The sequence below is a fragment of the Streptococcus sp. 263_SSPC genome, from assembly GCF_001071995.1.
Taxonomy (GTDB): domain Bacteria; phylum Bacillota; class Bacilli; order Lactobacillales; family Aerococcaceae; genus Granulicatella.
Genome location: NZ_JVNU01000021.1, coordinates 59,356 through 84,928 on the forward strand (window position 1 = coordinate 59,356; position 25,573 = coordinate 84,928).

Below are 25,573 nucleotides of genomic sequence, written 5' to 3' on the forward strand. Positions count from 1 at the left end.
TCCTATCATTTTATCCCCATTTCTTACATTTTTGTCACTTTGGAAAAAAGCACATAAAAAGAGGCTTCGCACGGAAACCTCTTTTGGAGTTGTAGTTGATTAACGTTTAATAATTCTGTAGTAACTACGTGAAGTGATTTGGTACACGATGAGGTATACCACAACGAAAATTGCACCAATCACAATTGTCGCGTTTAATGTCACACTGCCGTCAACCCCGAAGAGCTCGATAATCTTACGATACATCTTGAAGGCAAATGCGGTATGGATAAACGCTGTGACAAGTGGTAAGAAGAATACAATTAACACTTGACGGTTGATAGACTTCTTGATTGTCTTTTGATCGATACCGAGCTTTTGTAAGATAACGAAACGGTCACGGTCTTCGTACCCTTCAGAAATTTGTTTATAGTAAATAACAAGAACTGCACCAATGAAGAATGCGATTGAAAGAAGTGCCCCCACTAAGAGCAAGCTACCCATGAAGGCATAGAGCGTTTTAGCCTCTTCATTCTTACTGCTTAACGCCATGGCATCTGCCTTGTATTGACTCTTCACATTCTTATACGCAGCCCATTCAGCGTCACGTAACTCAAATGGTGTATTGGTATTCCAAGTAAAGTAATACATCGCTTGACCTGCCACTGGGTTTAAGTATTGCATTGGATCTTTTACAATCCCTACATACTGATTATCTGCCACATATGGTAGTTGTGGCATCACTTTCGCGTATGGAGTCCCATCAATCATCTCTTTGACGGTAATCGTCGCGTTATACACAACCGAATACGTCTTTACTTCTGAAATGTTTTTAACGTCCCCTTTAATATGGCCGACAATCATTTCCTTTTCGCCAACCGTGTAGTTCGTCCCAAACATCTTATTATATTGGTCCACAGAAACAAGGGTGAACATCGCTGCAGGACTATCTCCTGAGTTCACATTCGCAAAGTCGAATCCATTCTCCGTACGTTGCCCGAAACGAAGCACGTTTAAGAATGTCTTCTCGTCTTTCAATTGACCTTTCGTTTGTTCCTTAATCTTTTGAACGATTGGAGGATATTGATCCATATCCTTTTCTAGAACAAAGTAAGCAACTGCAGAGTAATCTGTTGGATAGTTGCTATCGAGTCTGGCTGTTGTCCCACGTTGAAGTGCTACAGTTGTCGCCATTGTAACAAGTACCATCGTCGAAAGGATACATACACTGGCAAGTCCGGCAGCATTTTTACGCATACGGAATTGCAAGTTTGAAATCGAAATAAAGTTCGTTGGTTTATAGAATAATTTCTTATTCTTTTGCAAGATGGATAGAAGCGCAATCGAACCAGCGTCGAATAAAATGTAAGTCGAAACGACTACTAATAATACTGCTAAGAAGAAGTATAAGAGAGCTTTAACCGGAGACTCAATTGATTGAGACATATAGTATGCATACCCTAGAAGTCCTAGACCAATGATGGCACGAATCGTAACAGCGCGGCCTTTCTTCTCCCCTTTTTTCTTCTCTTTTAATAACTCAAGCGGACGGCTCATGTAAATCTTCGCTGCATTTAAAAAGAACACAAGAACGAAGATGGCCATCATCGTTAACAGAACGGCAATAATACTTCCGAATTGGAAGGAATATTTAATACCGATATCGTATTGAATGAGTTTCAATAGAATCGCAAACGATGCCGCGTGGAAAATCACACCAAGGATTAATCCTAGACCAATGCTTAAAGCGGCAAAGACAACTAACTCAATCAAGCTGAGCAATTGAATATTCTTACGGTCAAGACCGAGAATCCCGTATAAACCGAATTCTTTGGCACGGTTTTTCATCACGAAGGCATTCGCATACAAAATAACGACGAGCGATACGATTTGAACGATGACGAAACCAAACCCAAGAGTCTTGGCCATCGCTGACCCACCTTCTAGATGAGCGAATTCCGGTGTTGCAGCCAGTGCGTTCGTTACATATAGAACTACTGTCACCATCACCGTTGCGAGTGCAAATGGTACATAGAGAGCACGGTTCTTACGTAAGTTCGTAATCGCCATGGAACGCAGTAGATTAAACATGTTCCTCACCTCTGTTTGCCATCGCAGTTAATGTTTCTGAGATTAATTCAAACATTTGTTGGTCCGTTCTTCCTTCACGGTACAATTGGTTGTAAATTAAACCGTCTTTAATGAAAAGAACGCGTTTGGCACGACTTGCGGCAACAGTACTATGCGTTACCATTAAAATCGTTTGTCCGTTTTGATTGATTTTATCGAATAAATCTAATGTATTGCTTGCTGATTTTGAGTCCAATGCTCCTGTTGGTTCATCGGCTAACAGTAAGCTTGGGTCTGTAATCATCGCACGGCCGATTGCCACACGTTGTTGTTGACCTCCAGATAATTCATATGGATATTTTTTCAATAAGTCCTCAATGCCTAACATTTCAGCGATTGGTTGAACTTTCTTTTCCATTTCGTCGATTGGACGACGTGCTAACACAAGTGGCAATACCATATTGTCATACACGGATAATGTTTCTAATAAGTTGAAGTCTTGGAACACGAACCCTAAATGGTCGCGACGGAATTCCGTTAACACTTTATCAGAAATCTTTTGAATGTCTTCCCCGTTTAAAAGCACAGTTCCATCTGTTGGACGGTCTAGTGTCGCTAAAATATTTAATAGCGTTGTTTTACCAGAACCAGATTCCCCCATGACTGCTACATATTCGCCTTCTTCTACTGAGAAGTTGATATCTTTTAACGCAGTCACTTCAGCGGCTCCAAAACGTGTTTGATAAACTTTTTGTACGTGTTGTACATCTAATAATGTCATTGTTGTCACCCTTCATTGTTTAATAGATAGTTCTATTATACTGTAAACTGTGAAAATTATCACTCTATTCTATAATCTTTCCAATCTAGAGAGTTATTTTGCGTAAAAATTAGTAAAAATAACCGAATCACGACTGAGCTTAGCCAAAACACGAACAAAACGATTTTTAAATCTCGTTTTTCATTATAAAAATTAAGAATAGCGAACTATAAATAACAGATATAACAAAAAGTATGTTTTTCACATTGACTTTTCACCCAGATAACAGTATCCTGTTTTTATAACATATCGAAACGCAATGAAAAGAAGAGTAAAAAATACAAACTTCATAGAGAGCTTACGGTTGGTGCGAGTAAGCAAGTCGTTATTTTTGAACATGATCTTTAAGTAGATTGTCCGAAACCTTAAGACAATCCGGGTATCCCCGTTATCAACCATCCGTCTATGCGGAAAAGGTCTTCTCCCCCGAAGACGAACAAAGGTGGTACCACGACTGCAACTCGTCCTTTTAGCAAGCGCTAGAAGTACGGGCTTTTTTATTTTCGTTTCATGAAAACAACCTTAGGAGGAAATGAACATGGCTGAAGTAGAAAGCTTTACACTAGACCATAACAAGGTGATTGCACCTTACGTTCGCTTGATCGCAAACGAACATGGTAAGAAAGGAGACGTCATCTCAAACTTTGACATCCGCTTCTTACAACCAAACAAACAAGAAATGCCAACAGGTGTCGTTCATACATTCGAACACCTACTAGCGGACCTCTTACGTGACCGCTTAGAAGGCATCATCGATATCTCTCCATTTGGATGCCGTACTGGTTTCCATTTAATCCTTTGGGAAGAACGTTCTCCTGAAGATATCGCACGCGCATTGAAATCAACGCTTGAAGAAATCGTCGAAAAGATTCAATTCGAAGATATTCAAGGCGTCTCTGCCGTACAATGCGGAAACTACCGCGATCACTCATTATTCGGTGCGAAAGAATATGCCAAACAAGTCTTAGAACAAGGCATCAGCATCGACCCATTCGAGCGTAAAGTCATTTAACGACAAGCTATTTCAGTAAGAAACATTAGACGCCTAGACTGGAGGAACCCCCTATATAAAATTAAAAACTATCGTTAAATCACTTATCGCCCTTTCTGCTGTATTCGTCCTAGGCGCTTGCGGCAACAACGCTTCAAGTTCACAAAGCTCACAAAGTTCTCAAGCTTCTGACTCAGGACTTAAAACGGTCAAAATCGCTTCTGTCGGCTCTGACGCAGACATCTGGAGACACATCGCTGAGTCTGAACAAGCGAAAAAAGCATCTCAAAACGCATTCGAAGCAGTGCGTATTATCGTTGAACATTTCCTATAAATCTCCCTAGATTTACCGCAAACGCTAAACGTAAAAAGGAGCGCAGGCATACTCGCCTCGCTCCTTTTTGTGTGTTGTCGCAGTATTAAAGTTTTCTTACTGTTAGTTGATACAAAAAAGAACCAGTTGATTGAAAGAATGCTAAGGCTCCGAGGGCGAGAGACTATAACCTTCGCCGGTGCCCCACTATGACTCTTTCAAGTTCAAACTGATTCTTTGAGTTGTTCTTTTATATCGCTATACTATTTAACTTTCAAAATATCCTCTTTCGCGTGGATAAGCTCTGTAATCAATTGACAGTAAGGTGTTGGAATACCATATTCCTTCCCTTTTCTAGCCACAAAGCCGTTCAAGAAGTCCACTTCAGTAAAGCGGTGGTTTTGAATTAAGTCTTGGTGCATTGAAGGATAGTGCCCGCGAACTTTATTAGAAGCTGTATACACATAATCTTTCATTGCAGCTGGATCAAGATGCACGCCTTCTTTTTCCGCAACGGCAACGAATTCACTGATGATTTGCGTTACGATGGCTTCAGCCGTTGAAGTATCGAATACTTCCCCGATGTTTGCATCTAAGATCGCACATGTTGCGTTCATCGTACCGTTCACGCACGCTTTACGCCATGTTGAGAAATGAACGTCTTCGCTATAGCTTGCGTTCAAGCCCGCTTTGTCCATCACTTCTACTAATTCTTTAGCAATCGCTACACCACTTGGGTCCGCCGCTTGCATTTCTACCGTACCAGTACCGCCTAGGCGCGCTACCCCTGGTTCGATTAGACCCGCAGTCCAAATCGTTACCCCCATAATAATATTTTTACGAGGAACGTATTTCGCCATTGTGTCTTCGTGTCCAAGACCATTTAAAAGACAAAGCACTTTTGTATCTTCGTGGATAATCGCTTTAATCTTTTCAAGCATTTCGCCTAGTTTCATTGATTTTGTAAATGCGATGACCACATCTACTTCTTCCGTTGCTTCTTCTGGACGAATAATCTTGATGTCGATGGTATCCGTATTGTCTCCATCAACGACTTTCAATCCATTTTTTTGGATAGCTTCGATGTGCGCTGGCCATTCATCAATCAGCGTCACCTCTTGCCCTGCTTTTGTTAACATGTACCCAAAACGGCACCCCATTGCTCCTGCACCCGCAATTGCGATTTTCATTTTAACTCCCCTTTTCTATTAAACGGTTAATTTGTAATCTTCTGGCTGAATCCATTTTAACACTTTTTCGAATAAATGAACGAATACGATGTTCAACGCAATTGGCGCAACGACGAAAATAAGCGTCACAATAACGATATTCATCACACTCCATCCGCCCTCAGCTAAGTTCAACGCATTGATTGGTCCTACTAATCCGCTGAAACCGAACCCTGCACTTTGAGGTGTCCCTTGGATGTTCAATAAAGCGGCTAACACACCAAGTACGGCAGATGTACACATCATTGGTAATAAGATTTTTGGTTTTGCCAACACATTCGCCATTGACATTTTTGGTGAACCGATGAAATGCGCAATCGCAGTTCCTTTTGGATTCACTTTCCATCCCGCAATCGCAAGACCGAAACCAGCTGCACAGATTCCAAGGTTTGCTGCCCCTGAACCTACACCGCTAAGACTAATCGCCACGGCAATCCCTACTGTTGTAAACGGAGAAACGATTAACATACAGAAAATAACGGCTAATAATAAACACATAATAACTGGTTGTAATGATAATAACGTTCCGATTCCTTGTCCTAATAATGTTGTTAAAGTTTTGATGTACGGTAAAGCAAGACGTCCCGCACCACCAACAACGACTAATAACACCGTTGGAATCACGATAATAGAGTATGCTTTAGCTTTATTGCCAAACCATAAAATGACTGCTGCCCCTAACGCTGCAGTAAGCCCCATCGTAATGATGTCCCCTGTACCGCTAAAGATAATTCCTTTCACGTCAGGATTGAAAGTTGCTACACCGCCGGCAAATAAAACGGCTAGTGCAAGTGCTCCTGTTTGAATTGGAGTGAATTTGAAGAATTGGCCGACCATCAATCCGATGATTGCCCCCATTAATGTATTGGCCACTTGGGTTGCTTGGATGATTAATTGGCCTTGTGGGAATACTGGTAATAACGCCTTCACTAATTCACCAAGTAATGCTCCTGGGATAAGTGTAACGACCACGCCTAATGCAAGTGCGTTAAGGACGTTCATCGTGAACTCTTTCCCGCTGTATTTCTTTTGTTCCATAAACCTTCCACCTTTCATAAGATTGGCTTTATTATACCATACCACCTCGCTTTTATTGTGATATTTTTAGCTAAAAAGCAAAGAAATTAAAAGATAAAAGCCGTAGGCTTATTGTAAATGATTATAAAAGTCAATTTAACTCCTCAGACACAAACTGATTACTACGAATCATTACGGATGTTTCCATAATCGCTGTAGTGGGGTACCGGTTCGAGCCTTAGGTCTCTCACCTTCAAAGCCTCAAAAAGGGAGTAAGGAATAAATTCCTAACTCCCTTTAGTTCGCATTTGATACGATTCCCCACCACTGCGATTATAGAATCCGTAAGATTCTTCGTAATCTCTGTTTAGTGAATTTATATTTGCAGAACGCCTACGGTCTTTTATCTTGGTTCTTCTGAAAATATCACTGTGCTACGAAGGATACTAAAGCCAATCTTATAAATGCTTCGTTATGATGGGAAGAATTCCAAGGGAAAGTGTGCTTTCTAACGGCTTAATGATTTGGCGGGGTTACATTTCGGAACATTACGTGGGTGAATTTATCATATATGGTAATTATCATATATGATAATTTTCAGAATTTGGACAAAAGAAAAAGGCCGGACAAATTGTCCAGCCATGGAGTTTTTAGAATTATAATCCTGGTGCTTCGTTGATTGTTGCTGTAAGCATCCAAACTAATTTTTCTAATGCGCCTTTTGCACCAATGAAGATATCTTGTGTTACATCGTCGCCTTCTTCACCTGTTACGTCGATACCTTTTTGGTAAAGGTCGATTAAGTAACGGTACCCTACTAATAAATGACGGATGCGGTCTTCCATGCTGTCGCTGTAGTTTCCTTTAGCATCGGCAATCTTAGTGTTGTCGGCAAATTCACGTAATGTTGAATAAGGAGCTCCACCTAATGTGATTAAACGTTCTGAAACTTCATCTAATTGAGCGTCTAATAATTCCATGTGTTGATCCATTAATGGATGCATTGTTATGAATGTTGCACCGCGCATGTACCAGTGAGCTTGGTGTACGATTACTGATTGTTGGCTTAAATCAGCCACTAATTGATTTAATACTTGTTTTGTTTGTTCTTTTGACATATTTATTACCTCCTGTTTCTAATTTAGAATTATTCTAAACTATGAATATAGTATACTCCCGTTTTGGAACGTTGTCAATAGAAATACATGAAAAAGTACAGGAAATTTTCCCTGCACTTTCATCATTATTTTTTCGCTAAATCAGTGATGTAGTCGAAGAAGGCATCGCGGTCGACGTGGTAGACAAGGTCGACTGGACGGCCCTTTTCGGCTTTGACGGTACGGCCACGGCTAGCACCGGCCACAATTACGTCGCTGTTCACAACAGAACGTTTGACAAGGTCTTCTTTTCCGAATGAAGCCGTTGTTAATACGTCCCATAAGAAATACGTTGAATTCGTTACGTAGTGAGTGAGCGGTGGAACGATGGCGTAACATTGACCTAGGAAGTCAACGCCTTCGATGGCACGTTCTTTTGCCCAGCGGTCGCGAACATCTAGAGACAATGGCACCATGTTTGTACTTTCAAGCGCCACAAGTTCGATTTGGATGCCTGATTCCCAAACGCGTTTTGCCGCAAACGGATCCCAGTACACGTTCCACTCTGCAGTGCCGTCGTGTTCAGGGTCTTCCACGTTCCCCATATCAAGGAAAGTTCCACCCATCCAGTACAGTTTACCGATGTTTTCTTCGATGGTTGGGTCTTGGTCTAACGCACGTGCTAAGTCTGTTAATGGTCCTACGAATACAAGGTCCACTTTCTCGTTAGATTCTTTTAAGGCACGGATTAAATCTTCGTGCGCTTTTAATGGTGAATCTTGCACCGTAATTGGTTTATGTTCGTTTAAGATTGGAAGTGCGTCCACTGTGAAGGCATGCATTCTCCACTCTTTCGGGAATGGGTTCACAGGGCGTGAGTCTGAAGAAGCGACTTTCAATTGTTTGTCCTTTTCAGAACCGAACTTATGAATAATCTTCTTGCTGGCTTCCACCGCTGGTAATAAATAGCAGTCTGCTTCGATAACGCCGACCCCTACTAATTCCACGTCTTCCATTTTTAATAGTAAATATAATGATACTAAATCATCCACGCCACCATCGTGGTTTAAATAAACTTTACGCATTTATGAGTTACTCTCCTTTAAAATGGTTTTCTTGCACTGTTCATTATACCTAAAAACGAACGATAAATAAACTATTTAATATAATGTTTGGTTTTAATTTTTAGTGCATTCAAGAGAAGTTTATGGTACACTGTTTCTAATCATTTTTTAATGTTAGGCTGTGACTCAATGAAAAAGAAATTATTAGATACGATTATTATAGGATTTGCCCTGTTCGCCATCTTCTTCGGTGCCGGAAACTTAATCTTCCCACCTTACCTTGGCGTAACAGCTGGAGAAAACTGGGGAATAGCGACCCTTGCCTTCCTCATTAGCGACCCACTGTTATCGGTTATTGCCGTCATGGTCGTTGCCACTCTCGGCGGTAGCGCACTCGCGGTCGGACGACGCATTCACCCTGTCTTTGCAGCTGTCTTGAATGCCATCTGCGTTCTTTTAATCGGACCGATTTTCGCCGTTCCACGTACCGGAGCATCCACGCACGAAATCTTCGTACAATCGTATTTCCCAAGCGCACCACAATGGATCACTTCGCTCGTATTCTTCGGGATTGTCCTCTGGATCACGTATAAGGAAAACTCCGTAATGGATGCTATCGGAAAATACTTAACACCGATTCTTCTACTCATCCTCTTCTTGATTTTTGTTGGAGCTGTTCTTCAACCAAATGCAAGCTTTGCTGCAACAGATAGAACTGGACTCTTCGCACAAGGATTTAAAGAAGGCTATCAAACCATGGACGTGCTCGGAGCGCCCCTCTTAGCCGGAGTCGTGATGAAAGATATTACGCGCCGTGGGTATTTAAATAAAAAAGACCAATTCAGAATGATGTTCGGCGTTGGAATTGTGGCGTTCATCTTACTCGCATTAGTGTACTCGACACTGGCATACAGCGGAGCCAGCATGAGCACAGTCATCGACACAACTGCGCAACGTGCCGCAATGCTGACAACCATCGTGAAGAACTTACTCGGGTCATGGGGACAACTCGCGATGGGACTGGCCGTCTGCTTCGCCTGCCTCACAACTGCGATTGGACTGACAACCACTTGCGGTCAGTATTTCGAAGAAGTGTCTAAAGGAAAAATCTCCTACAAGAAAACGATTCTTGTCACTGTAGCAGTGGAATTCATCATCTCACTTGTCGGGGTGGATTCACTCATCAACTTAGCTGTTCCAGTGTTGACATTTATCTTCCCGATTATGATTGCACTCATTCTCTTCTCTGCCTTCGACCAATACATCCCATACGATTGGACGTATCTTGGAGCAGTAGTTGGAGCCGGAATCGTCGGCCTCGTACAAGGAATCAACACCCTCTCACAACTTTTAGGTGGAAAACTACTAGGAGACGCAGTCAAATTAATTGGCACCTTCCCACTAGCCACATATGGCCTAGAGTGGATTGTCCCAACCTTTGCAGGCGCCCTTACCTTTACAATTCTAGCCGCCATCCTAAAACCAAAACAACTTGAATTCGAATAAAAAAACGGAGCCTCTCAGCTCCGTTTTTTTACTATTTGTATAGAATTTTCAAAAAAAATAATGCTCCCACTACAAACTGTAGTATTTTTTCATAAAAAAAGTTTATAATAGTTTCTATGAAGATTATTAAATGACTAAAGGAACTAGGAAAAATATTATTAACGCATTTTTGAGACTGGCTTTTAAATTTCCAAATCAATCGCTTTTTTCGTTTCCTGAGATTGCAACTGAGGCATGTATCGCAAGATAAACAATTTATAAAAAGCATTTTAATAACCCAGAAGAATTAAAATCATATCATTTAACATTACCTAAAGAAATGTTAAATGATATATTTGTGACCATGATTTTAGCAACTATACAAGAACTACTATCTACATATTTTGAATTTTATCTAATATTCTTTCAAAAATCCCCCTAAAGGAGAGGTATCTAAAATGTTCATTCAATATCTTATTAATCAATCTAAAAAACCTAGTGGTATTGTAGGCCAGGTGATTGCGAAAATTTGGACTTCCTATTTTAAAAAGCTTAGCCTTTGGACAATAAAACAAACTACAATTATAGATAATAGTCGAGTTTTAGAAATCGGCTATGGAGGTGGCAGCACCATCAAAAATCTCCTTGCTTTGAATAAGCATCTTGAAATTCATGGCATTGACATTTCTAAGGAATCTTATCAAGTTGCAAAACGAATTAATTCAGATGCTATACAAAATGGTGATGTTCATCTTAGGATTGGAAATGTAGACGCGCTACCTTATCAAAATGACTACTTTGACCTTGTATTTGCCATTCAAACACATATTTTCTGGGATGATTTAAAAAAAGGCTTTCTGGAGATCTATCGGGTCATGTCTAGCCACTCCACTTTAATTATTGCTTGCGAAAAAGAAAAAATAAATTATCATATGCCAGAATATACTGCAACTCATGCGTTGGATAATATTTTAAAAAATGTTGGCTTTGCAAAAATTGAAGTGAGGCAGAATCAAAATTGGGTTTTATACATTGTGTATAAAGCTATCAGCGTTGATGCTGATTAATTTATAGTTATTTAATAGAGTTATTTTCTTCCATTTGTCAAGTCTATCAAGGCTTTAAGTAAAGAAAGAGATAAGACAGTAACTATTCTGGCTCTCTGTCAACTGTAGCGGGTGACGAAAAGCTAACATCTAGATAGGTACTGATAGGGAGCCCACTGAGAAAGTCATCAATCGATGGCTTCTTTTATTATACTAAACTCGAGGTGATTATACGCTTGATAATCTGTCAGCTTGATTGGGATATGGGAATTATCATACGCAACACCTTCAAGTCTGTGGAAGCTTTGCGGTGACGAACGGAATCCACAGCCGCCCCTCTCTTTAAAAAGGACGGTTTGTATATCGTTGCCTTGCAGTATATGCGAACCCTGCTCCAAATGCAGAACCCCAAGTCTGTGGCATAAAAAGAAGCAAAGAAAAAAATCTACAGCTCTCCTCTTAAAAAAAGGAGGATTTGTATCTGTCAACTTGATTGGGATGTGGGAATTATCATACGCTGTGCCTTCAAGTCTGTGGAAGCTTTGCAGTGACGAACGGAAAAACTTGCGGATCAATCATAGTAGTTGTACGGAAAAGCAACCAATGCGAAATAGAGCCACAAGGCAATTCATTGCCCTGTGGCTCTTTGAGGCTTGGTAGGATTGAGACCTAGGCTCAATCCGGTGCCCGACTAACAACTATGATTGAAATATCCGCAAGGATTTTTGACGTTCGTCACAAAAGCAAAGCTTTCCCTAGTCCACAGACTTGAGGGCTTCTAGCATATCGATGCGTTGGAGGAGATGGTTCACCATATACCCTAGCGCAACCAAGATGACAATCACAATCACACATGGTAACACATATACAAACCATCCGACAGCGGGATTGAACATAACAAACCCCGGCGCCACCGTCTCAATAATCACCCTATGCAGCACTCGCCCAAACAAAATCCCGACACCCATCCCGATAACCGATAATAAAATCGTTTCGCGGTAAATATACATCGTCACTTCTTTATTCAGGAACCCAAGCACCTTAATCGTCGAAAGCTCGCGGATTCGTTCAGCAACGTTGATGTTGGTTAAGTTATAGAGGATAACGACCGCTAGTAAAATCGATACGGCTGTTAAAATCATCATGACACGACTCAACGAACCTACAATGGTATCGATTCGACTCACCATCGACGTGTTTTGCACGACGGCTTTCACACCGTCTAGGGCCATTAAGTCCGCGGCCGCCTTTTGTACGCTAGCGGCGTCTTTGTCTTTAAACTGTACGAAAATCGCGTTGTCTTGTGGCACTGCTCCATAAGCCTTGGCGTACACTTCTGGTGTCATTACGACGAAGTGCCCAGCGTACATTTCCACGACACCCCCGACCGTCAACGTCACATCCACACCATCCTTATTCGGAAGCGTAAAGGTGTCGCCGGCTTTCACGTTTAAGAGTTTGGCTAATTTCTCGGAAATCAACACGCCCTCTGCAGGAAGCGCCACGGCTTTCTTCGATTTCGCATCATTCAAATGAAGATATGGAGAAAGGCTGGCTTCTTTGCCAACGAGCACCGTCACGGACTGCTCATCGTCCACCCCTGGCACTTCACGCGTTACCGACTCGGTATAGACGTCGCTGTAAGAAGTCACGTTTGAAGAGGTTAAATAGTTACGGAGCGCTTGTTCTTCTGAGGCCGTTAGCACGGTGTCTTTGGAAACAATCGCATCATACGTAATAATTTCCTTGAACTGGCGATCGGCAATCCCATCGAGAGACCCGAGAATTCCACGCCCTGCAAAGAGAAGCGCCACGCTCCCAGCCACCCCGAAAATCGTCATGAGCATGCGTTGTTTATAACGGAAAATATTACGAGCCGTTACCTTATGCGTGAAGCTGAGACGATTCCAGATGAACGGAATGCGCTCAAGGAGAATCTTCGCACCAGCCACTGGAGCTTTCGGCAAGAGAAGGGCTGAAGCTTGCTCATGAAGTTCGCGGCGGGCAATCCATAATGGAGGCACCACACTACAAATGAGCGAGCAAACAATCGCAATCACGGCAATGAGTGGATGGAAATTCAACTGTATACTTGGCAATACCGTATCCTTCATCAAGGTCGCACCCAACGCACTTGGCAAGGCGTACGTTCCTAGTAAGATTCCAAGGACCGTGCCACTTACCCCTGCTGTAAAGCCATACACGGCAAATTTCTTCATCACGTCTTTGGTTTCATAGCCCAGAGCCTTCAACACCCCAGCATTGATCCGTTCTTCGTTTACAAAACGCGTCATCGTCGTTACCGTCACAAGTGCGGCCACGGCATAAAGCACAATCGGGAAGAGGTTCCCCACCGACGTAATTCCTTCAGCTGTCGTCTTCATATTGAAGAACCCTTCGCTTCCAAGCATCGTCGAACGTGTGTAGACGGAGTATTTCGGCTTCGTGAGTTTTGAAACGTCCACTTCCGCCTTTTCGAGTTCAGATTCAGCCTTCTGGATATCCTTATCGGCTGTTTCTTTCTTCTCGTTGTAGGTTTCTTCGCTTTCTTTTAGCTGCGTTTTGGCATCCGCGAGTTTGGCTTCACCGTCCGCCAATGTTTGCTTGGCTTCGGCTAGTTTGGCCTTCCCTTCTTCTAACGTTCCAGCGTTAGCTTCAAAGGCCGCCACTCCTTCGCGGTATCGGTCGAGGCCATCCACGTACTGGCTGTAGCTAGCGTAATACTTCGCTAAACCTTGTCGATACGCTTCTTGCCCTGTGCGTAACTCCTGCTTCTTCGATGCGAGTTCCACTTCAGCGTTTGAAATCGCCGTTTGACCCACCGCAAGTTCTTGTTCTTTTTGAGTGAGCACTTGTTCTTTGGCATTCAGTGCCTGTTCTGTTTGAGTGAGCTGGGCTTCTGCCTGCGTTAAAGCCGTCTCCATCGCTTGAAGGCTTGCTTCGGTAATTCCTTGTGCCGCAGCCGCATCAGGATCACTGGCTAGTAGTGCCTTCCTTTGCGCTAAGGCTGTCTTCTTCGTTTCTAGGTCTGCCTTCCCCGTTTCTAGTTGTGCTTTCGCCTGCGCTAATTGCGTTTGACCGGCTTCAAGTTGCTTCTGAGCGCTTGCGAGTTCCTCTTTCTTTGCAGCAAGTTGTTCCTCCGCTTGGGTTAATTTGGCACTGGCATCCTCTAACTGCTCTTTCTTTTCGGCTAAAGTCGCCACCGCTTGTTCGATTTGCACACGCGCACTCTCGAGTTGGCCACGGCTTGCTTCCAACTGATTCCACGCCGCGTCTAGTTTTGCATCTCCTGAAGCAATCGTTGCTTCGTTGTTGCGAACTTCTTTTTGTCCGTCTGCGAGCGTCTTTTCGTTCTTTTCGATTTCGCTCTTGCCGTCTGCTAATTTCTTCTCGGCATCCGAGAGTTGCGATTTGGCATCGGCGATCTTTTCTTTTCCTTCTGAAATCTTATCGTCGGCCGTCGTCTTCAACGTGTCCAAGCGCGCCGCTCCATTGTCAGCCAACTTTTCTTCGAGTGCCTGTTGCAACTCCGTCACCTTGTCTGCGTACTCACGGCTCGTTGTTTTCCATTTGCGTAAATCCGGATAACGAAGTCTGGCAATCGTATAAACTTCAGAATCGAACGCGTCTTTTGGCACTACGGCAAACCCGCTAAGGTCACCGCTCCCCGCACTCGACACACCCTTAATCGTGTTCGACAGAATCTCGCTGGAGTTCACAAAACCGGTGATGGTAAATTCATATTCTTTCAGTAGAGTAGAACTTCCGGATTCATTCAAGCGAATCGTGTCACCAATCTTGTACTGATCAGCCATCGTTTGGGCAAGCGCCACTTCACCTGATTTCGTAGGAAACTCGCCACTCACCAACTCGAACGTCGAAATATCCTTCGTCTGTGAAAACACACGAATCGCACTCGGCGTATCACCAACAACCGTATCGACAAAATAGCCAAACTCCACATCGGCGTTCTCTTCTTGAATCTCGGCTTGGTCTTCGCCGCTTAAACCGTAGCCCGCTACCACAAATAAATCAGCAGCGTTGGCAGTTTCCATATAGCTATTCAAAGTATCTTCAATATCCGGCCCCGACACTTTCAATCCGACCAAACTGAACGCCCCTAGCATCATGAGGAGCATAATAGAAAGGAAGCGTCCCTTCGACTGGCGAAGCGAGTTGCGGATATCCTTGTTTAATGTCTTCTTTTTCACTGTCTGCACCCCTTCTAATATTCAAGCGTTTGAATATCTTGTGGATTTGCGTTACATTCGATTTTCTTCACGCGCGCGTCATGCATATAAATCACGCGGTCAGCAATCGGCGCCAGCGCAGAATTATGCGTTACGATAATCACTGTTGCCCCTTGGTTACGCGACATATCTTGTAAAATTTGAAGCACTTGTTTTCCGGTATGGTAGTCGAGCGCTCCTGTTGGCTCATCGCAAAGCAAGAGTTTTGGATTTTTCGCAACCGCACGTGCGATGGAAACGCGTTGTTGTTCCCCACCCGATAATTGCGCTGGAAAATTATTGATGCGGTGTCCAAGTCCGACTGCCTTCAAGGCTTCCTCTGCATCTTGAGCGTCTTTTACAATTTCAGCAGCAAGTTCCACATTTTCCTTTGCCGTTAAGTTTGGTACTAAATTATAAAATTGGAAGACGAAACCAACATCGTCTCTTCTATAGTAAGTAAGTTGTTTTTCATCAAAAGCGGAAATGTCCACGCCGTCGACAAACACATGCCCGTCGTCGTTCGTGTCCATGCCTCCTAAAATATTGAGAACCGTCGATTTCCCTGCACCGCTGGCCCCTAAAATAATGACTAACTCGCCTTTTTCAATTTCAAAATTCACATCATTATTCGCGATAATCTCTGTATCGCCGACTTGATAACGTTTATAGCTATTCTTCATTTCGATATAAGCCATGTCTATCCCTCATTTCTCTCAACGCTGTTAAATGAACACTGTGTTGATTCTTTCTCGTATCTACTTTATAATAGGACTAGCGAAAAAACAATACACAATACTCAACAATGTGTTGATTTAAGAAAAGAGTGTAAATAATGACGACCCAAAAACGAAAAACTACAACGAAAAGCGATTTAAAAGCCGCGCTCACCCGATTACTTAGGGAAAAAGACTTTGAAGCCATTAGCGTCAGTGACATCACTAAAGAAGCCGGCGTGAACCGCGGAACCTTCTACCTCCATTACGTCGATAAATTCGATATGATGGACAAGCTCATCGACGAGATTTTACAAAACATCTTAATCCTATTAAAAGAAGGACAGCCCAAAAGTAAGCAAGAGACCTTTCCTGGTATCGTGAAAATTTTCGAGTATTTAAAAGAAGACTTCGACTTTGTTCACGCGATGACCTTGAATCGTTTCAACTATACGGCTAAACTCGTCCATGACTTTCTGCTGGAATTAACGCGCCAAATTGGACCGATTAAGAAAAATATCGAGATGGTCTATCCGCTGCCAGACGATTACGCGCAAGAAGTATTCATCTATAGCAATAGCGCGATTTTCTTCCATTGGATTCAAAAAGGCGGCGTGGAAACCCCTGAAGAAATCGCAAAAATCTTTTTAAGAATGACCGTATAAAGGAGAAAACTTATGCAAAAGACTATTATGAAAGACCCCCTCTTCCTAAGCCAAAAATCAACGGCTGCCGATCCGAAAATAGACGCGCAAGTGGTCCGCGACCTGCAAGATACGCTTCGTGCGAACCGAGAGCGCTGTGTAGGGATGGCGGCGAATATGATTGGCGTGAAGAAAAACATTATTATTGTAGCGATTGGACCGATGGATTTGGTGATGCTGAACCCGCGTATTACGAAAAAGCAGGGGCCATATGAAACGGAAGAAGGATGTCTGAGCCATACGGGCACGAAGAAGACGACGCGCTACCAAACGATTGAAGTCGCCTACACCGACCCGAGCGGCAAGAAGCATACTGGAACGTTCACCGACTTCACAGCGCAAATCATCCAACATGAGATCGACCATTTAGATGGGATTCTTATATAAATACGATTACTTCAATCCTTGCGGATTGTTTCATCATAGCTGTAATGGGGCAACGGCTTGAGCCTTATGTCTCAAGCTCTACCAAGCTTCAAACTGACTCTACGGGCTTCACCCTAGAGTCAGTAATTCACATTGGTTGCTATCCCCCATTACTGCTACGATGAATCCGCAAGATTTCCGTAATCGTATTTTAGTGCGCTTCTAAATGAACGAGGATGTTGGCTTGTGCCGAGAAGGCGGGACTGCTCCTTGCGACGGTGGTGTAGTCCACTTCTTCGTTTCGTATAATAAGAAAAAGAAAAAAAGAAAGAGAAAAGGGTTGACCCTGACGTAACGTAATAGGTTACACTGTCTAGTGTTAGGAGTTGAGGTTATGTATTTAATCAAGCAAGTGAGTGAAATCAGTGGTGTATCGGTGCGCACTTTACATCACTATGACGAAATTGGATTGCTTTCCCCGAAGAAACAGGAAAATGGATATCGCTACTACAGTGACGAGGAGCTTTCCCAATTGCAGACAATTCTCTACTATAAATATTTGGGATTTTCGCTGAAAGAAATTAAGTCCCTGATGACGCAGAACGAGAATGATCTGTTGCCACACTTAAAACATCAGTTGAATTTAATGCAGAAAGAAAAAGACCGTCTTCTAACATTAATCGACACATTAGAAAAGACGATTGCGTCTACGGAAAGGAAAATGACGATGACAACCGAAGAAAAATTCAAAGGGTTCACCTTCAAGGATAACGAGAAATATAAACAAGCTGCGACTGAAAAATACGGTGAAAGCGTGATGAACGAGGCCGAAGCAAAACAAAAAGGCAAAGAAGAAATCGTAGCGGACGGCTTCAATAAAATCTTCTTCGCATTCGCAGAGAATATCGAAAAAGGCCTTCCTACAACAGCTGCCGAAAACGTGGACTTAGCCAAACAACTGCACCACCACATGTGCACTTACGCCTTCGACTGCTCAATCGATGTCTTCTCAAGCATCGGATTCGGCTACGCGCAAAACGAAGAGTTCAGAACGAACCTCGATAAATACGGCAAAGGCGTTGGCCAGTACGCTTGCGACGCGATTCAAGCCTATGTCGCACAGGAGAGAAAATAAAACAAAAGAGGAGTAAGACTGCTGTCCTACTCCTCTATTTTTATCTCACAAATACTAATTTTTCTGGCGTTGACAGTTCCGCGTCAAACGTAAATCCGTCTTCGCTAAAAGCCTCCAGCTGCTTCACGTCCGCTACTTGTTCGCGCATGGCAAAACCCACTAGCAACCCACGCCCTTTTTTCGACGTCGTAGAGTGTTGTTTCAACGTTCCGTCTTTACGCTCGTAAAATTCCACGTCCACCCAGTTGTAACGCGAGCGGTCGAGTAACGTGCTGAACTCATCACTGGCACAGTTGACCACCGTTTCGCCTTCTTCGAACAACTCGGCCCACTCCGATTTCCAGTAAGCCTTCAAGCTCTTCCCGTCCACGCGCAATGGTCTCAGCATATCCAAACGGTACGGCTTCACAAAAGTATCCGGCGCCACAGCCCCATATAACGCAGACAAGATGCACACATGCTCGCTTCCATAGTCTAAGCCTTCTCTCCATCCCTCTACTTGCTTCAACCAGCGAAACGCCAGACCGTTATAGAGTTCAATGGCAGGCGTAGACTCTGCTACCTTCCACCCTTCGATGAACGCTTTGTTTTCGTCGAGTAACTTCCCTTTGACCCCTAGCACATGAGAGAGGTCCTCTTCAGGCACCGCACGCACGGCTTCGACCACTTTTGCAGCAGCCGGGCTCACTTCCCAGTCACGTTCCTCCAATGCATCACAATTCATTTCCTTTGCAGGCGATAGTATTAATTTCATCTCGGCACTCCTTTTCATTGTCCCCCTTAGTGTACCGTACCCGCCGTATTTTGACAAAATACAAGTCCCGTTTTATACTGATTACTATCAACCTTAACGGAGAATTCTATGCCCAGATAAAATTCAAGACCCAAACAATGTACGTGCCCTCGTTGCACTCGTTATCACATTTTTAATGATTATCGCTTAAACAAGGAGGTCCTCATATGGGCTATGTATTCATCATCTTTTTTATTCTTAGCTTCTTTATCGTCATATTCGCACTCTTGCATCTACTCGCAGGTGGCGCCGCTCTTCTAAAAGGAGACAAAACAACAGGAAACACCCTCGTTTTTGCTGGCGGACTTATCGCACTTCCTACAATCCCATTACTAGCAGTATTACCTGGAATCCCATTCCTTACATGGATCCTTGGGGCCACACTTTGCTGCGTGGGAGCATACAAGAACGGAAAAGAAAAAGGTAACATCAACAAATCACATCACGCTATCCGCATCACCATCGCAGTTCTTCTCACGCTTGGATTGGCGCTTGTTTAATCAACATCAAAAATAGCGTACGGAAAATTCCGTACGCTATTTTCTATTTACCAAACCATTATAATTGTCCCGGTCGCAATCAGTGCACAACCAATCAAGGACTTCACCGTGAATGTATCATGTAAGAAGAAAAAGGCTAATATCAACGTGAAGACGATACTCAACTTATCGACCGCTGCCACTTCCGTTACACTCCCCATCTGAAGCGCCTTGTAGTAACACAGCCACGAAGCCCCCGTCGCAATCCCTGATAAAATCAAGAAGATCCAACTTTTTCGACTAATCTCAGAAAGCCCAGACTGATTATTCGTCACAAATACCATCAGCCACGACATCACAACGACCACAACCGTGCGCACCGCCGTCGCCAAATTCGAGTTCACCCCATCAATCCCAATCTTCGCCAAAATCGACGTCAACGCCGCAAACACTGCTGACAATAACGCAAATACAATCCACATAACCCAGGACTCCTCTTTCATCAATTCTTCCTCTAGTATACCCCTACTTCCTCCTCGTTCCAAGCAGCAGTTCATTCAAACGTGTCTTATCCAACCATTTCCACTATAATAAAGACGAAGGTGTACTACCCCTTCGCATTATTTTACAAATTTGGAGAAATCATTATGGTTATAACCTTTTTTATGTTCTTATTTTTGGGGTTTAATGTTTACTTCTTTCCTTTCTATCATATAGTGAGCGGGCTTAGAGCCATTTTTATCCTCAGAAACCTGAAAGCCGGCCTTTGCCTCATTATTGGAGGTTTAATCCTTGCAGCAGTCGCTTATTACGGATTTTATACTTCCAAGACCTTTCCTTGGCTCAAACAAATCGCTGGCCTTCTCTGGCTTCTCGGAGGCATCCCATGCTATATTGGCATTTATTTGATTAACAAAAAAATAAACAAAGTAGCCCCAGTCGCATTTATCATTCGCACCATCTGCTTCTCCCTCGGACTCTCCGCTGTAATAAACTAAATCTAATCCAACAAAGACTCGCTTGCGAGTCTTTTCCTATTTCTAGCACCCTTTAAGCAGTTCCCAAAGTTTCAGCACCCCGTGTCGCGGATGTTCCGGTTGGTGACGAAGCAAATTTTAATCGTTCAAAAGCCAGACCCTCTCGTTTTTTGTAAATTTACATTGAATAGATTTATAACCCATTAACGAATTTATTTCTTTGGATTCTGCGAGAACTAGTTTGGAGGATAAACGAAAAGAATCAGTTTATTGAAAGAATAGTGGGACTAAGCATTAAAACGAATTAGGGGACGTAGGAATTTATTCCGTACGTCCCCTTTGAGGCTTTAAAGGTGCAAGACCAAGGCTTGCACCGGTGCCCCACTATAACTCTTTCAATAATAAAACTGATTCTGAACTCATTTATCCGCCAATGCACTCATCTCTTCTTATCCAAAGAAATAAAGCTTCGCTTTATCCTCTTTTTCATAAATCTATTCAATGTAAACTAAGCACACACAAAATTTTTGCACACAAAAAGCCGAGAGGGTTCTCGGCTTTTCTCAACGATTATTTGTTTGCTAATAAGTCGCGGATTTCTTTTAAGTAATCTTCTGCAGTTGGTGCAGCTGGAGCAGCTTCTTCAACTTGATCTTTCTTAGCTAATTCAGCAGCTTTGTTCATACCTTTAATGATTAAGAACAATACAGCACCTACGATTACGAAGTTGATAATAGCAGCGATGAAAGCACCGATACCGATTTGAGCAGAACCTAAACGGAATGAAACTGCTGCGATATCTCCTGTGTTTGCTACCATAGCGATGATTGGTGAAATGATATCTTTAACTAATGAATCAATGATTGCTTTGAAAGCTCCACCGATGATAACCGCTACTGCTAATTCAACGATATTCCCGCGCATTAAAAACTCTTTAAACTCTTTTAACATAAATGTTTTCCTCCTTTGTTTTTTAGGTTAAATAATTACCTTCAATAGAATACTAAAATTAAAAGTAAAACTCAACTAAAAACATTCAGAAATTTACACTTTTCGTACATAATTTTGCGGAGTGTATTTTTCTACCGAAAATCCGACTTCTTCCCCTGCTGCCATGCGGGCCAAACATTCGCCAATCCAGACCCCACTTGTGAGCCCTGAAGAGCCTAAACCACTTGCTACAAAGGCATTTGTCGTGTTTGGTACTTCACCAAAGAACGGTAGAAAATCGGAAGTATACGCACGCGTTCCGACGCGCACGCCACTACGTTTGGCATTTTTTAGACTTGGAAGACTCGCACACGCTTCTTCGTACATGCCGCCTAAGAGCTCTTCATCTGGAACCAAATCGAAACCTTGCGTATTTTCATGAGTCGCTCCGACTAAAATTTTGCCATCCGAGAATGGGAGAATATCAATCTCACCGTGCAACATGCACACTGGCCATTTCGACGTATCTTCGGTCGTCTCCAAGGTTAGTTCAACCAACTGACCCTTTTGCGGACGCACATCCACGTAGTAGCCAAGCGGTTCGATGAGTTCCTTCACCCACGCACCACTAGAAAGGACCACCGCATCGAAGGCGTACACCTCTTCGCCAAGACGCACACGAACCTCTTCGCCAACAGCTTCAAGCGTTACTTTTTCACGAACCACACGAGCCCCGTTCTTTTTGGCCTGCTCTAATAGAAGCGTCACAAGCATCTCGCCGTCCACACGACCGCCACCGCTACAATATAGCGCACCATCTGGATTCGACCAGCCCGGTATCACTTGCGCCACGTCTTCTGGAGTGAGAGCATGCACCTCGCCAATCATCGGCGCATCCACACGTCGCTCCAGGGCCATTTCTTCGACCTTCGCCATTTGCTTTGCGGTATGCTTAAAAATATACGCCCCGACTTGTTCATACGGCAATTCACTGACGCCGTCTGCGCGCAGCTGATCCATTAACTGCGGATAGTACGCAGCCCCGTGTGATACGAGTTGGTACCAGTCTTTATTGCGGCGTTGCGACAACCATGGGCAAATAATCCCAGCAGCCGCCTTTGTTGCTTGGCCCACGACCGCGTCAAATACCGTTACTTCGATTCCTTTTTTGCTGAGCTGATACGCCGCAGTCGCCCCGACAATCCCAGCCCCTACGATTGCTACTTTCTTCGTCATCTTCTTCACTCCTAGCTGAAGTCTCTTGTTTCAAATTGCCCTTCTCGTTCAAACCACTTGGCCACCGTTAATAATAGTGCCTCTTTCCCGCGCGCTGCCATTAACTGTACGCCGATTGGAAGTCCTTTTTCGGTTAAAAAGACCGGCAAACTAATCGCGGGTGCGCCTGTAATATTGGATAATTGCGTAAACGGTGTCAGCGCAAGTGTTCGGTCAAACATGCGCCAAATCACGCTTTGTTGTTCCGGCACACTTAGTTCATCCATAAGCTCCAACGCTTGTCGCACCGATTCTTCCATCGGGAATTGCCTATGAAGCGGAGCCACGTCGCTCACACTCGGCGTTAAAATTAAATCGTACTGCTCATGCACCTTTTCCATCGCATGCGCATACGTGTCCCATTTCGACAGCGCAGCGCTATAATCTTTTGCTAAAATACGTTCCCCAGACTGGTAAATCCCCCACGTCATGAGTTCCATATCGTCTTTCGTGAACTTACGGCCAAAACTTGCCTCCATGCCTTGGAACATCGCCGCCGTCTCCACACTATTCATCACATAGTAGTTCTTCATCACTTCTACGCCGTCAACGGGCCAGCCAATCGGTTCGACCACACAGCCAAGTCCCTCAAGGAAATTCACGGCCTTACGAAGCGCCGCCTTAGCTTCCGGAGCGACAAAGCTTTCAATAGGAGACTTCTCAATCATACCTACTCGAAGCGGACGGTTAGGAAGAGTGTCCCAGTCTTTAATAAGCGGTGTTAAAAATGGACTATCCTTTTGCTCGACTTGCATCCACTTCAACAACTCGCGGGTATCACGGACCGTCTTCGTCATCGCAAAATTCACCGAAGCGCCTTGCCAGCCACGATAGCTACCAGGACCGACCGGAATGCGACCACGACTCGGCTTCAACCCAATGAGACCCGTAAAGCTCGCCGGAATCCGAATCGATCCACCACCGTCACTCGCCCCCGCAATCGGAACGATGCCACCAGCCACAGCAGCAGCCGCACCACCGCTAGACCCACCGGCATTGCGATTCAGGTCATACGGATTATTCGCAGGACCCCAGAGTTGCGGCTCTGTCATATTCTTAAAGCCGAATTCCGGCGTATTCGTACGTCCCACGACGATAAAACCAGCTGCTTCCAAACGCTTCACGAAGTTATCCGTGCGGCTCACTGGAATTCCCTTCAAGAGCTTACTTCCCGCGCTCGACGGTTCCCCTGCTTGATTTTGCCCGAGGTCCTTCAAGAGAAACGGTACCCCACCAAACGGCAGCCCTTCAAACGAACGCGACTCAGCTTCTTCTAGCGCGCGCTCCGCCTGCAAGTGCACAACCGCATTTAGGCTTGGATTTCGTTGTTCAATTTTCTCTAATGTCTCTTGGACTAATTCCTTTGGAGATACCTCGCCACTAGCGACGGCCTCTCTCATCTCGATGGCGTCTTTCCACATAGTTTCACGTCCCTTCATGTCTTCCTTATTGTACAGTGAAACGGAAAGTCGGTAAAGGCTCACGCAGCAGGGACCTCATCGCGTACGACAGAAAGCACTAGAATTTTTTGGAAATAAATTCGGGAAAACAACCTTTGTTGCCGTTTACTCCTGAGTTTTTCATCGCATTTTTGGGAATTGAATAAAATATGAAAAAATTATTGAGAAATATATAAAAATTGGTAGTAAAAATTTATATTTGTGATATAATGATACATATAAAATATACCGAGAACAGTAACTAGACGGCTTTTAGTAAGGGTTGCTCTATTTTTTTGGAGATTTTAGTTACTTTTTTCACAAATTAATACCTTTAGGAGGAAAAATAATGAAAGATTTCATCAAAGCAAGACTCTCGAAGTTACTCTTCGTATTGTTCATCCCAATGTTATTATTCATGCTGGCCCCTCAATCAGTGGTGAACGCAGCAGACGTTAGTAATAACATCAGTTCATTGACGGTCTCTTCAAGCGAAATTACAGACGGCGGACAAACGACCGTTAAATTTACGTTTGACGAACACGCTCAAAAAATCAAAGCTGGGGACACTCTTGAAGTGACTTGGCCAAGTTCGGGCACTCTTCATGGGACTGGATTTAAGAAAACCATCAAACTAACGATTGAAGGGAAATACGTTGGAGACATGGTCATCACAGACGGTTCTGCAAAAGTAACGTTCAACGACGGCATCACCGGTCTTGAGAATGTTCGCGGTTGGGGTGAATTCGAAATCGAAGGTCACAATAACACAGCAACGGACAAAGAACACGTTGGTAAATTCACCATCGTGAGTGGAGACAAATCTGTCGACTTGAACGTGAAGAAAATGGCGACTGGCGAAAACCACGCTCCATTCTACTTAAAAGCTGGGGACATGCACGCTGACGACCCTGAACACATTCTTTGGACATTAACGATTAACGCGATGAACTTAGAAGTGGACGGCGATGTTCGTGTCGAAGACGAAGTGCAAGGCGGACACAAATTGGTGACAGACAGCTTTAGCATTACAACAACAGGAATGAAACCTGGCTACTATGGTGGCGATACGGCGATTGAAGACTTCAAAGCCGCTTTCCCTGGATCAACATTTACAGTGGATGCTTCTGGAAAAATCACGATTACGATTCCAAAAGACCAAATCAATAAGACTGGCGTTCTTATTTTCTATCGTACAAAAGTAGAAAATGATACTCAAAAAGAATTCAAGAATAACACGAAAGTTTGGTACCAAGTCAAAGGTGAAACTGCGGTTGTGGCCAAAGAAGTAAATGCATCCGTGGCAAACATCAATGCAAACGGTGGTGTTGACGGAGACCAAACAACAACAACGGAAGCTCCTACAACTACAGAAGCTCCTACGACAACAGAAGCTCCTACTACTACAGAAGCTCCTAC

At 43.6% G+C, this 25,573-nt stretch carries 22 protein-coding genes and 1 other annotated feature; of the genes, 9 read left to right on the forward strand and 13 right to left on the reverse strand.

Translation table 11 applies throughout. The features are described from left to right. Positions 1 to 99 precede the first annotated feature (99 nt). Both ADH02_RS02135 and ADH02_RS02140 read right to left on the reverse strand, forming a co-directional pair. The gene (locus ADH02_RS02135) at positions 100 to 2,070 is read right to left on the reverse strand and encodes an ABC transporter permease (protein WP_048782196.1); all 1,971 of its coding nucleotides are present in this window, start codon (positions 2,068 to 2,070) and stop codon (positions 100 to 102) included. Continuing rightward, positions 2,063 to 2,830 (reverse strand): ABC transporter ATP-binding protein, encoded by a 768-nt coding sequence (locus ADH02_RS02140; RefSeq protein ID WP_048782198.1) that lies wholly within the window; start codon positions 2,828 to 2,830, stop codon positions 2,063 to 2,065. Before ADH02_RS02140 ends, ADH02_RS02135 begins: the two co-directional genes overlap by 8 nt. 289 nt (positions 2,831 to 3,119) lie before the next feature. Further along, positions 3,120 to 3,341, forward strand: a binding site (T-box leader). 66 nt (positions 3,342 to 3,407) lie between these two features. Here ADH02_RS02140 and ADH02_RS02145 point away from each other — a divergent pair. Next, a complete protein-coding gene (locus ADH02_RS02145; protein WP_048782200.1) occupies positions 3,408 to 3,881 on the forward strand; it encodes an S-ribosylhomocysteine lyase in 474 nt (157 codons plus the stop codon). A 555-nt stretch (positions 3,882 to 4,436) separates the two neighbouring features. Here the strand turns inward: ADH02_RS02145 and ADH02_RS02150 are convergent. The 4 genes from ADH02_RS02150 to ADH02_RS02165 form a co-directional block, all read right to left on the reverse strand. Then, complete coding sequence (locus tag ADH02_RS02150; protein WP_048782202.1) at positions 4,437 to 5,363, reverse strand: 2-dehydropantoate 2-reductase; 927 nt, start codon at positions 5,361 to 5,363, stop codon at positions 4,437 to 4,439. 18 nt (positions 5,364 to 5,381) lie between these two features. After that, positions 5,382 to 6,440, reverse strand: coding sequence for a PTS transporter subunit IIC (locus ADH02_RS02155; RefSeq protein ID WP_048782204.1), 1,059 nt, complete (start codon positions 6,438 to 6,440; stop codon positions 5,382 to 5,384). Positions 6,441 to 7,075: 635 nt separating this feature from the next. Then, on the reverse strand, positions 7,076 to 7,537 hold the full coding sequence (locus ADH02_RS02160; protein ID WP_048711242.1) for a Dps family protein: 462 nt from the start codon (positions 7,535 to 7,537) through the stop codon (positions 7,076 to 7,078). 125 nt (positions 7,538 to 7,662) lie between these two features. Next, positions 7,663 to 8,601, reverse strand: a complete 939-nt coding sequence (locus tag ADH02_RS02165) for a nucleoside hydrolase (protein ID WP_048782206.1) — start codon at positions 8,599 to 8,601, stop codon at positions 7,663 to 7,665. 168 nt (positions 8,602 to 8,769) lie between these two features. On the opposite strand from ADH02_RS02165, the gene brnQ reads away from it, so the two are divergent. Both brnQ and ADH02_RS02175 read left to right on the forward strand, forming a co-directional pair. After that, positions 8,770 to 10,086 (forward strand): branched-chain amino acid transport system II carrier protein, encoded by a 1,317-nt coding sequence (gene brnQ / locus ADH02_RS02170; protein ID WP_048782241.1) that lies wholly within the window; start codon positions 8,770 to 8,772, stop codon positions 10,084 to 10,086. 437 nt (positions 10,087 to 10,523) lie between these two features. Next, positions 10,524 to 11,132 carry a class I SAM-dependent methyltransferase gene (locus ADH02_RS02175; protein WP_048782208.1) on the forward strand — a complete coding sequence of 203 codons (609 nt, stop codon included), beginning with the start codon at positions 10,524 to 10,526 and terminating at the stop codon, positions 11,130 to 11,132. A gap of 734 nt (positions 11,133 to 11,866) precedes the next feature. Here ADH02_RS02175 and ADH02_RS02185 read toward each other — a convergent pair. Further along, on the reverse strand, positions 11,867 to 15,322 hold the full coding sequence (locus ADH02_RS02185) for an FtsX-like permease family protein (protein WP_065427003.1): 3,456 nt from the start codon (positions 15,320 to 15,322) through the stop codon (positions 11,867 to 11,869). 14 nt (positions 15,323 to 15,336) lie between these two features. Then, a complete protein-coding gene (locus ADH02_RS02190; protein ID WP_048782211.1) occupies positions 15,337 to 16,038 on the reverse strand; it encodes an ABC transporter ATP-binding protein in 702 nt (233 codons plus the stop codon). 137 nt (positions 16,039 to 16,175) lie between these two features. Here ADH02_RS02190 and ADH02_RS02195 point away from each other — a divergent pair, with 137 nt between their 5' ends. The 3 genes from ADH02_RS02195 to ADH02_RS02205 all read left to right on the forward strand — a co-directional run bounded on the left by ADH02_RS02195 (position 16,176) and on the right by ADH02_RS02205 (position 18,261). Beyond that, positions 16,176 to 16,721, forward strand: coding sequence for a TetR/AcrR family transcriptional regulator (locus tag ADH02_RS02195; protein ID WP_048782213.1), 546 nt, complete (start codon positions 16,176 to 16,178; stop codon positions 16,719 to 16,721). 12 nt (positions 16,722 to 16,733) lie between these two features. Beyond that, positions 16,734 to 17,147 (forward strand): peptide deformylase, encoded by a 414-nt coding sequence (locus ADH02_RS02200; RefSeq protein WP_048782215.1) that lies wholly within the window; start codon positions 16,734 to 16,736, stop codon positions 17,145 to 17,147. Positions 17,148 to 17,520: 373 nt separating this feature from the next. Beyond that, entirely contained in the window at positions 17,521 to 18,261 is a 741-nt protein-coding gene (locus ADH02_RS02205; RefSeq protein WP_048782217.1) for a MerR family transcriptional regulator, read from the forward strand. A gap of 40 nt (positions 18,262 to 18,301) precedes the next feature. Here the strand turns inward: ADH02_RS02205 and ADH02_RS02210 are convergent, their stop codons facing one another. Continuing rightward, positions 18,302 to 19,015: a YaaA family protein gene (locus ADH02_RS02210; RefSeq protein WP_048782219.1), complete on the reverse strand. Its 714-nt coding sequence runs from the start codon at positions 19,013 to 19,015 to the stop codon at positions 18,302 to 18,304. Between the two features lie 206 nt (positions 19,016 to 19,221). Between ADH02_RS02210 and ADH02_RS02215 the strand changes: the two genes are divergently transcribed. After that, the gene (locus ADH02_RS02215) at positions 19,222 to 19,554 is read left to right on the forward strand and encodes a hypothetical protein (RefSeq protein WP_048782221.1); all 333 of its coding nucleotides are present in this window, start codon (positions 19,222 to 19,224) and stop codon (positions 19,552 to 19,554) included. Between the two features lie 47 nt (positions 19,555 to 19,601). Here the strand turns inward: ADH02_RS02215 and ADH02_RS02220 are convergent, their stop codons facing one another. Continuing rightward, positions 19,602 to 20,015, reverse strand: coding sequence for an EamA family transporter (locus ADH02_RS02220; RefSeq protein ID WP_048782223.1), 414 nt, complete (start codon positions 20,013 to 20,015; stop codon positions 19,602 to 19,604). Between the two features lie 165 nt (positions 20,016 to 20,180). Here ADH02_RS02220 and ADH02_RS02225 point away from each other — a divergent pair, with 165 nt between their 5' ends. Further along, the gene (locus tag ADH02_RS02225; protein ID WP_048782224.1) at positions 20,181 to 20,531 is read left to right on the forward strand and encodes a hypothetical protein; all 351 of its coding nucleotides are present in this window, start codon (positions 20,181 to 20,183) and stop codon (positions 20,529 to 20,531) included. 549 nt (positions 20,532 to 21,080) lie between these two features. Here the strand turns inward: ADH02_RS02225 and mscL are convergent. The 3 genes from mscL to ADH02_RS02240 form a co-directional block, all read right to left on the reverse strand. After that, positions 21,081 to 21,461 (reverse strand): large conductance mechanosensitive channel protein MscL, encoded by a 381-nt coding sequence (gene mscL, locus ADH02_RS02230; protein WP_048782226.1) that lies wholly within the window; start codon positions 21,459 to 21,461, stop codon positions 21,081 to 21,083. Between the two features lie 93 nt (positions 21,462 to 21,554). Beyond that, entirely contained in the window at positions 21,555 to 22,676 is a 1,122-nt protein-coding gene (locus ADH02_RS02235) for an NAD(P)/FAD-dependent oxidoreductase (protein ID WP_048782227.1), read from the reverse strand. A gap of 11 nt (positions 22,677 to 22,687) precedes the next feature. Beyond that, on the reverse strand, positions 22,688 to 24,154 hold the full coding sequence (locus ADH02_RS02240; RefSeq protein WP_048782229.1) for an amidase: 1,467 nt from the start codon (positions 24,152 to 24,154) through the stop codon (positions 22,688 to 22,690). 349 nt (positions 24,155 to 24,503) lie between these two features. Here ADH02_RS02240 and ADH02_RS02245 point away from each other — a divergent pair. Beyond that, a partial coding sequence (locus tag ADH02_RS02245; RefSeq protein WP_048782245.1) for a collagen binding domain-containing protein occupies positions 24,504 to 25,573 on the forward strand: 1,070 nt, incomplete at its 3' end.

Coding starts and splice junctions, on each gene's coding strand:
- ADH02_RS02150 (WP_048782202.1), bottom strand. CDS start 5,363: ATGAAAATCGCAATTGCGGGTGCAGGAGCAATGGGGTGCCGTTTTGGG.
- ADH02_RS02235 (WP_048782227.1), bottom strand. CDS start 22,676: ATGACGAAGAAAGTAGCAATCGTAGGGGCTGGGATTGTCGGGGCGACT.
- ADH02_RS02225 (WP_048782224.1), top strand. CDS start 20,181: ATGGTTATAACCTTTTTTATGTTCTTATTTTTGGGGTTTAATGTTTAC.
- ADH02_RS02210 (WP_048782219.1), bottom strand. CDS start 19,015: ATGAAATTAATACTATCGCCTGCAAAGGAAATGAATTGTGATGCATTG.
- ADH02_RS02200 (WP_048782215.1), top strand. CDS start 16,734: ATGCAAAAGACTATTATGAAAGACCCCCTCTTCCTAAGCCAAAAATCA.
- ADH02_RS02165 (WP_048782206.1), bottom strand. CDS start 8,601: ATGCGTAAAGTTTATTTAAACCACGATGGTGGCGTGGATGATTTAGTA.
- ADH02_RS02140 (WP_048782198.1), bottom strand. CDS start 2,830: ATGACATTATTAGATGTACAACACGTACAAAAAGTTTATCAAACACGT.
- ADH02_RS02195 (WP_048782213.1), top strand. CDS start 16,176: ATGACGACCCAAAAACGAAAAACTACAACGAAAAGCGATTTAAAAGCC.
- brnQ (WP_048782241.1), top strand. CDS start 8,770: ATGAAAAAGAAATTATTAGATACGATTATTATAGGATTTGCCCTGTTC.
- ADH02_RS02215 (WP_048782221.1), top strand. CDS start 19,222: ATGGGCTATGTATTCATCATCTTTTTTATTCTTAGCTTCTTTATCGTC.
- ADH02_RS02220 (WP_048782223.1), bottom strand. CDS start 20,015: ATGTGGATTGTATTTGCGTTATTGTCAGCAGTGTTTGCGGCGTTGACG.
- ADH02_RS02135 (WP_048782196.1), bottom strand. CDS start 2,070: ATGTTTAATCTACTGCGTTCCATGGCGATTACGAACTTACGTAAGAAC.
- ADH02_RS02145 (WP_048782200.1), top strand. CDS start 3,408: ATGGCTGAAGTAGAAAGCTTTACACTAGACCATAACAAGGTGATTGCA.
- ADH02_RS02240 (WP_048782229.1), bottom strand. CDS start 24,154: ATGAAGGGACGTGAAACTATGTGGAAAGACGCCATCGAGATGAGAGAG.
- ADH02_RS02175 (WP_048782208.1), top strand. CDS start 10,524: ATGTTCATTCAATATCTTATTAATCAATCTAAAAAACCTAGTGGTATT.
- ADH02_RS02160 (WP_048711242.1), bottom strand. CDS start 7,537: ATGTCAAAAGAACAAACAAAACAAGTATTAAATCAATTAGTGGCTGAT.
- ADH02_RS02155 (WP_048782204.1), bottom strand. CDS start 6,440: ATGGAACAAAAGAAATACAGCGGGAAAGAGTTCACGATGAACGTCCTT.
- ADH02_RS02190 (WP_048782211.1), bottom strand. CDS start 16,038: ATGGCTTATATCGAAATGAAGAATAGCTATAAACGTTATCAAGTCGGC.
- ADH02_RS02205 (WP_048782217.1), top strand. CDS start 17,521: ATGTATTTAATCAAGCAAGTGAGTGAAATCAGTGGTGTATCGGTGCGC.
- mscL (WP_048782226.1), bottom strand. CDS start 21,461: ATGTTAAAAGAGTTTAAAGAGTTTTTAATGCGCGGGAATATCGTTGAA.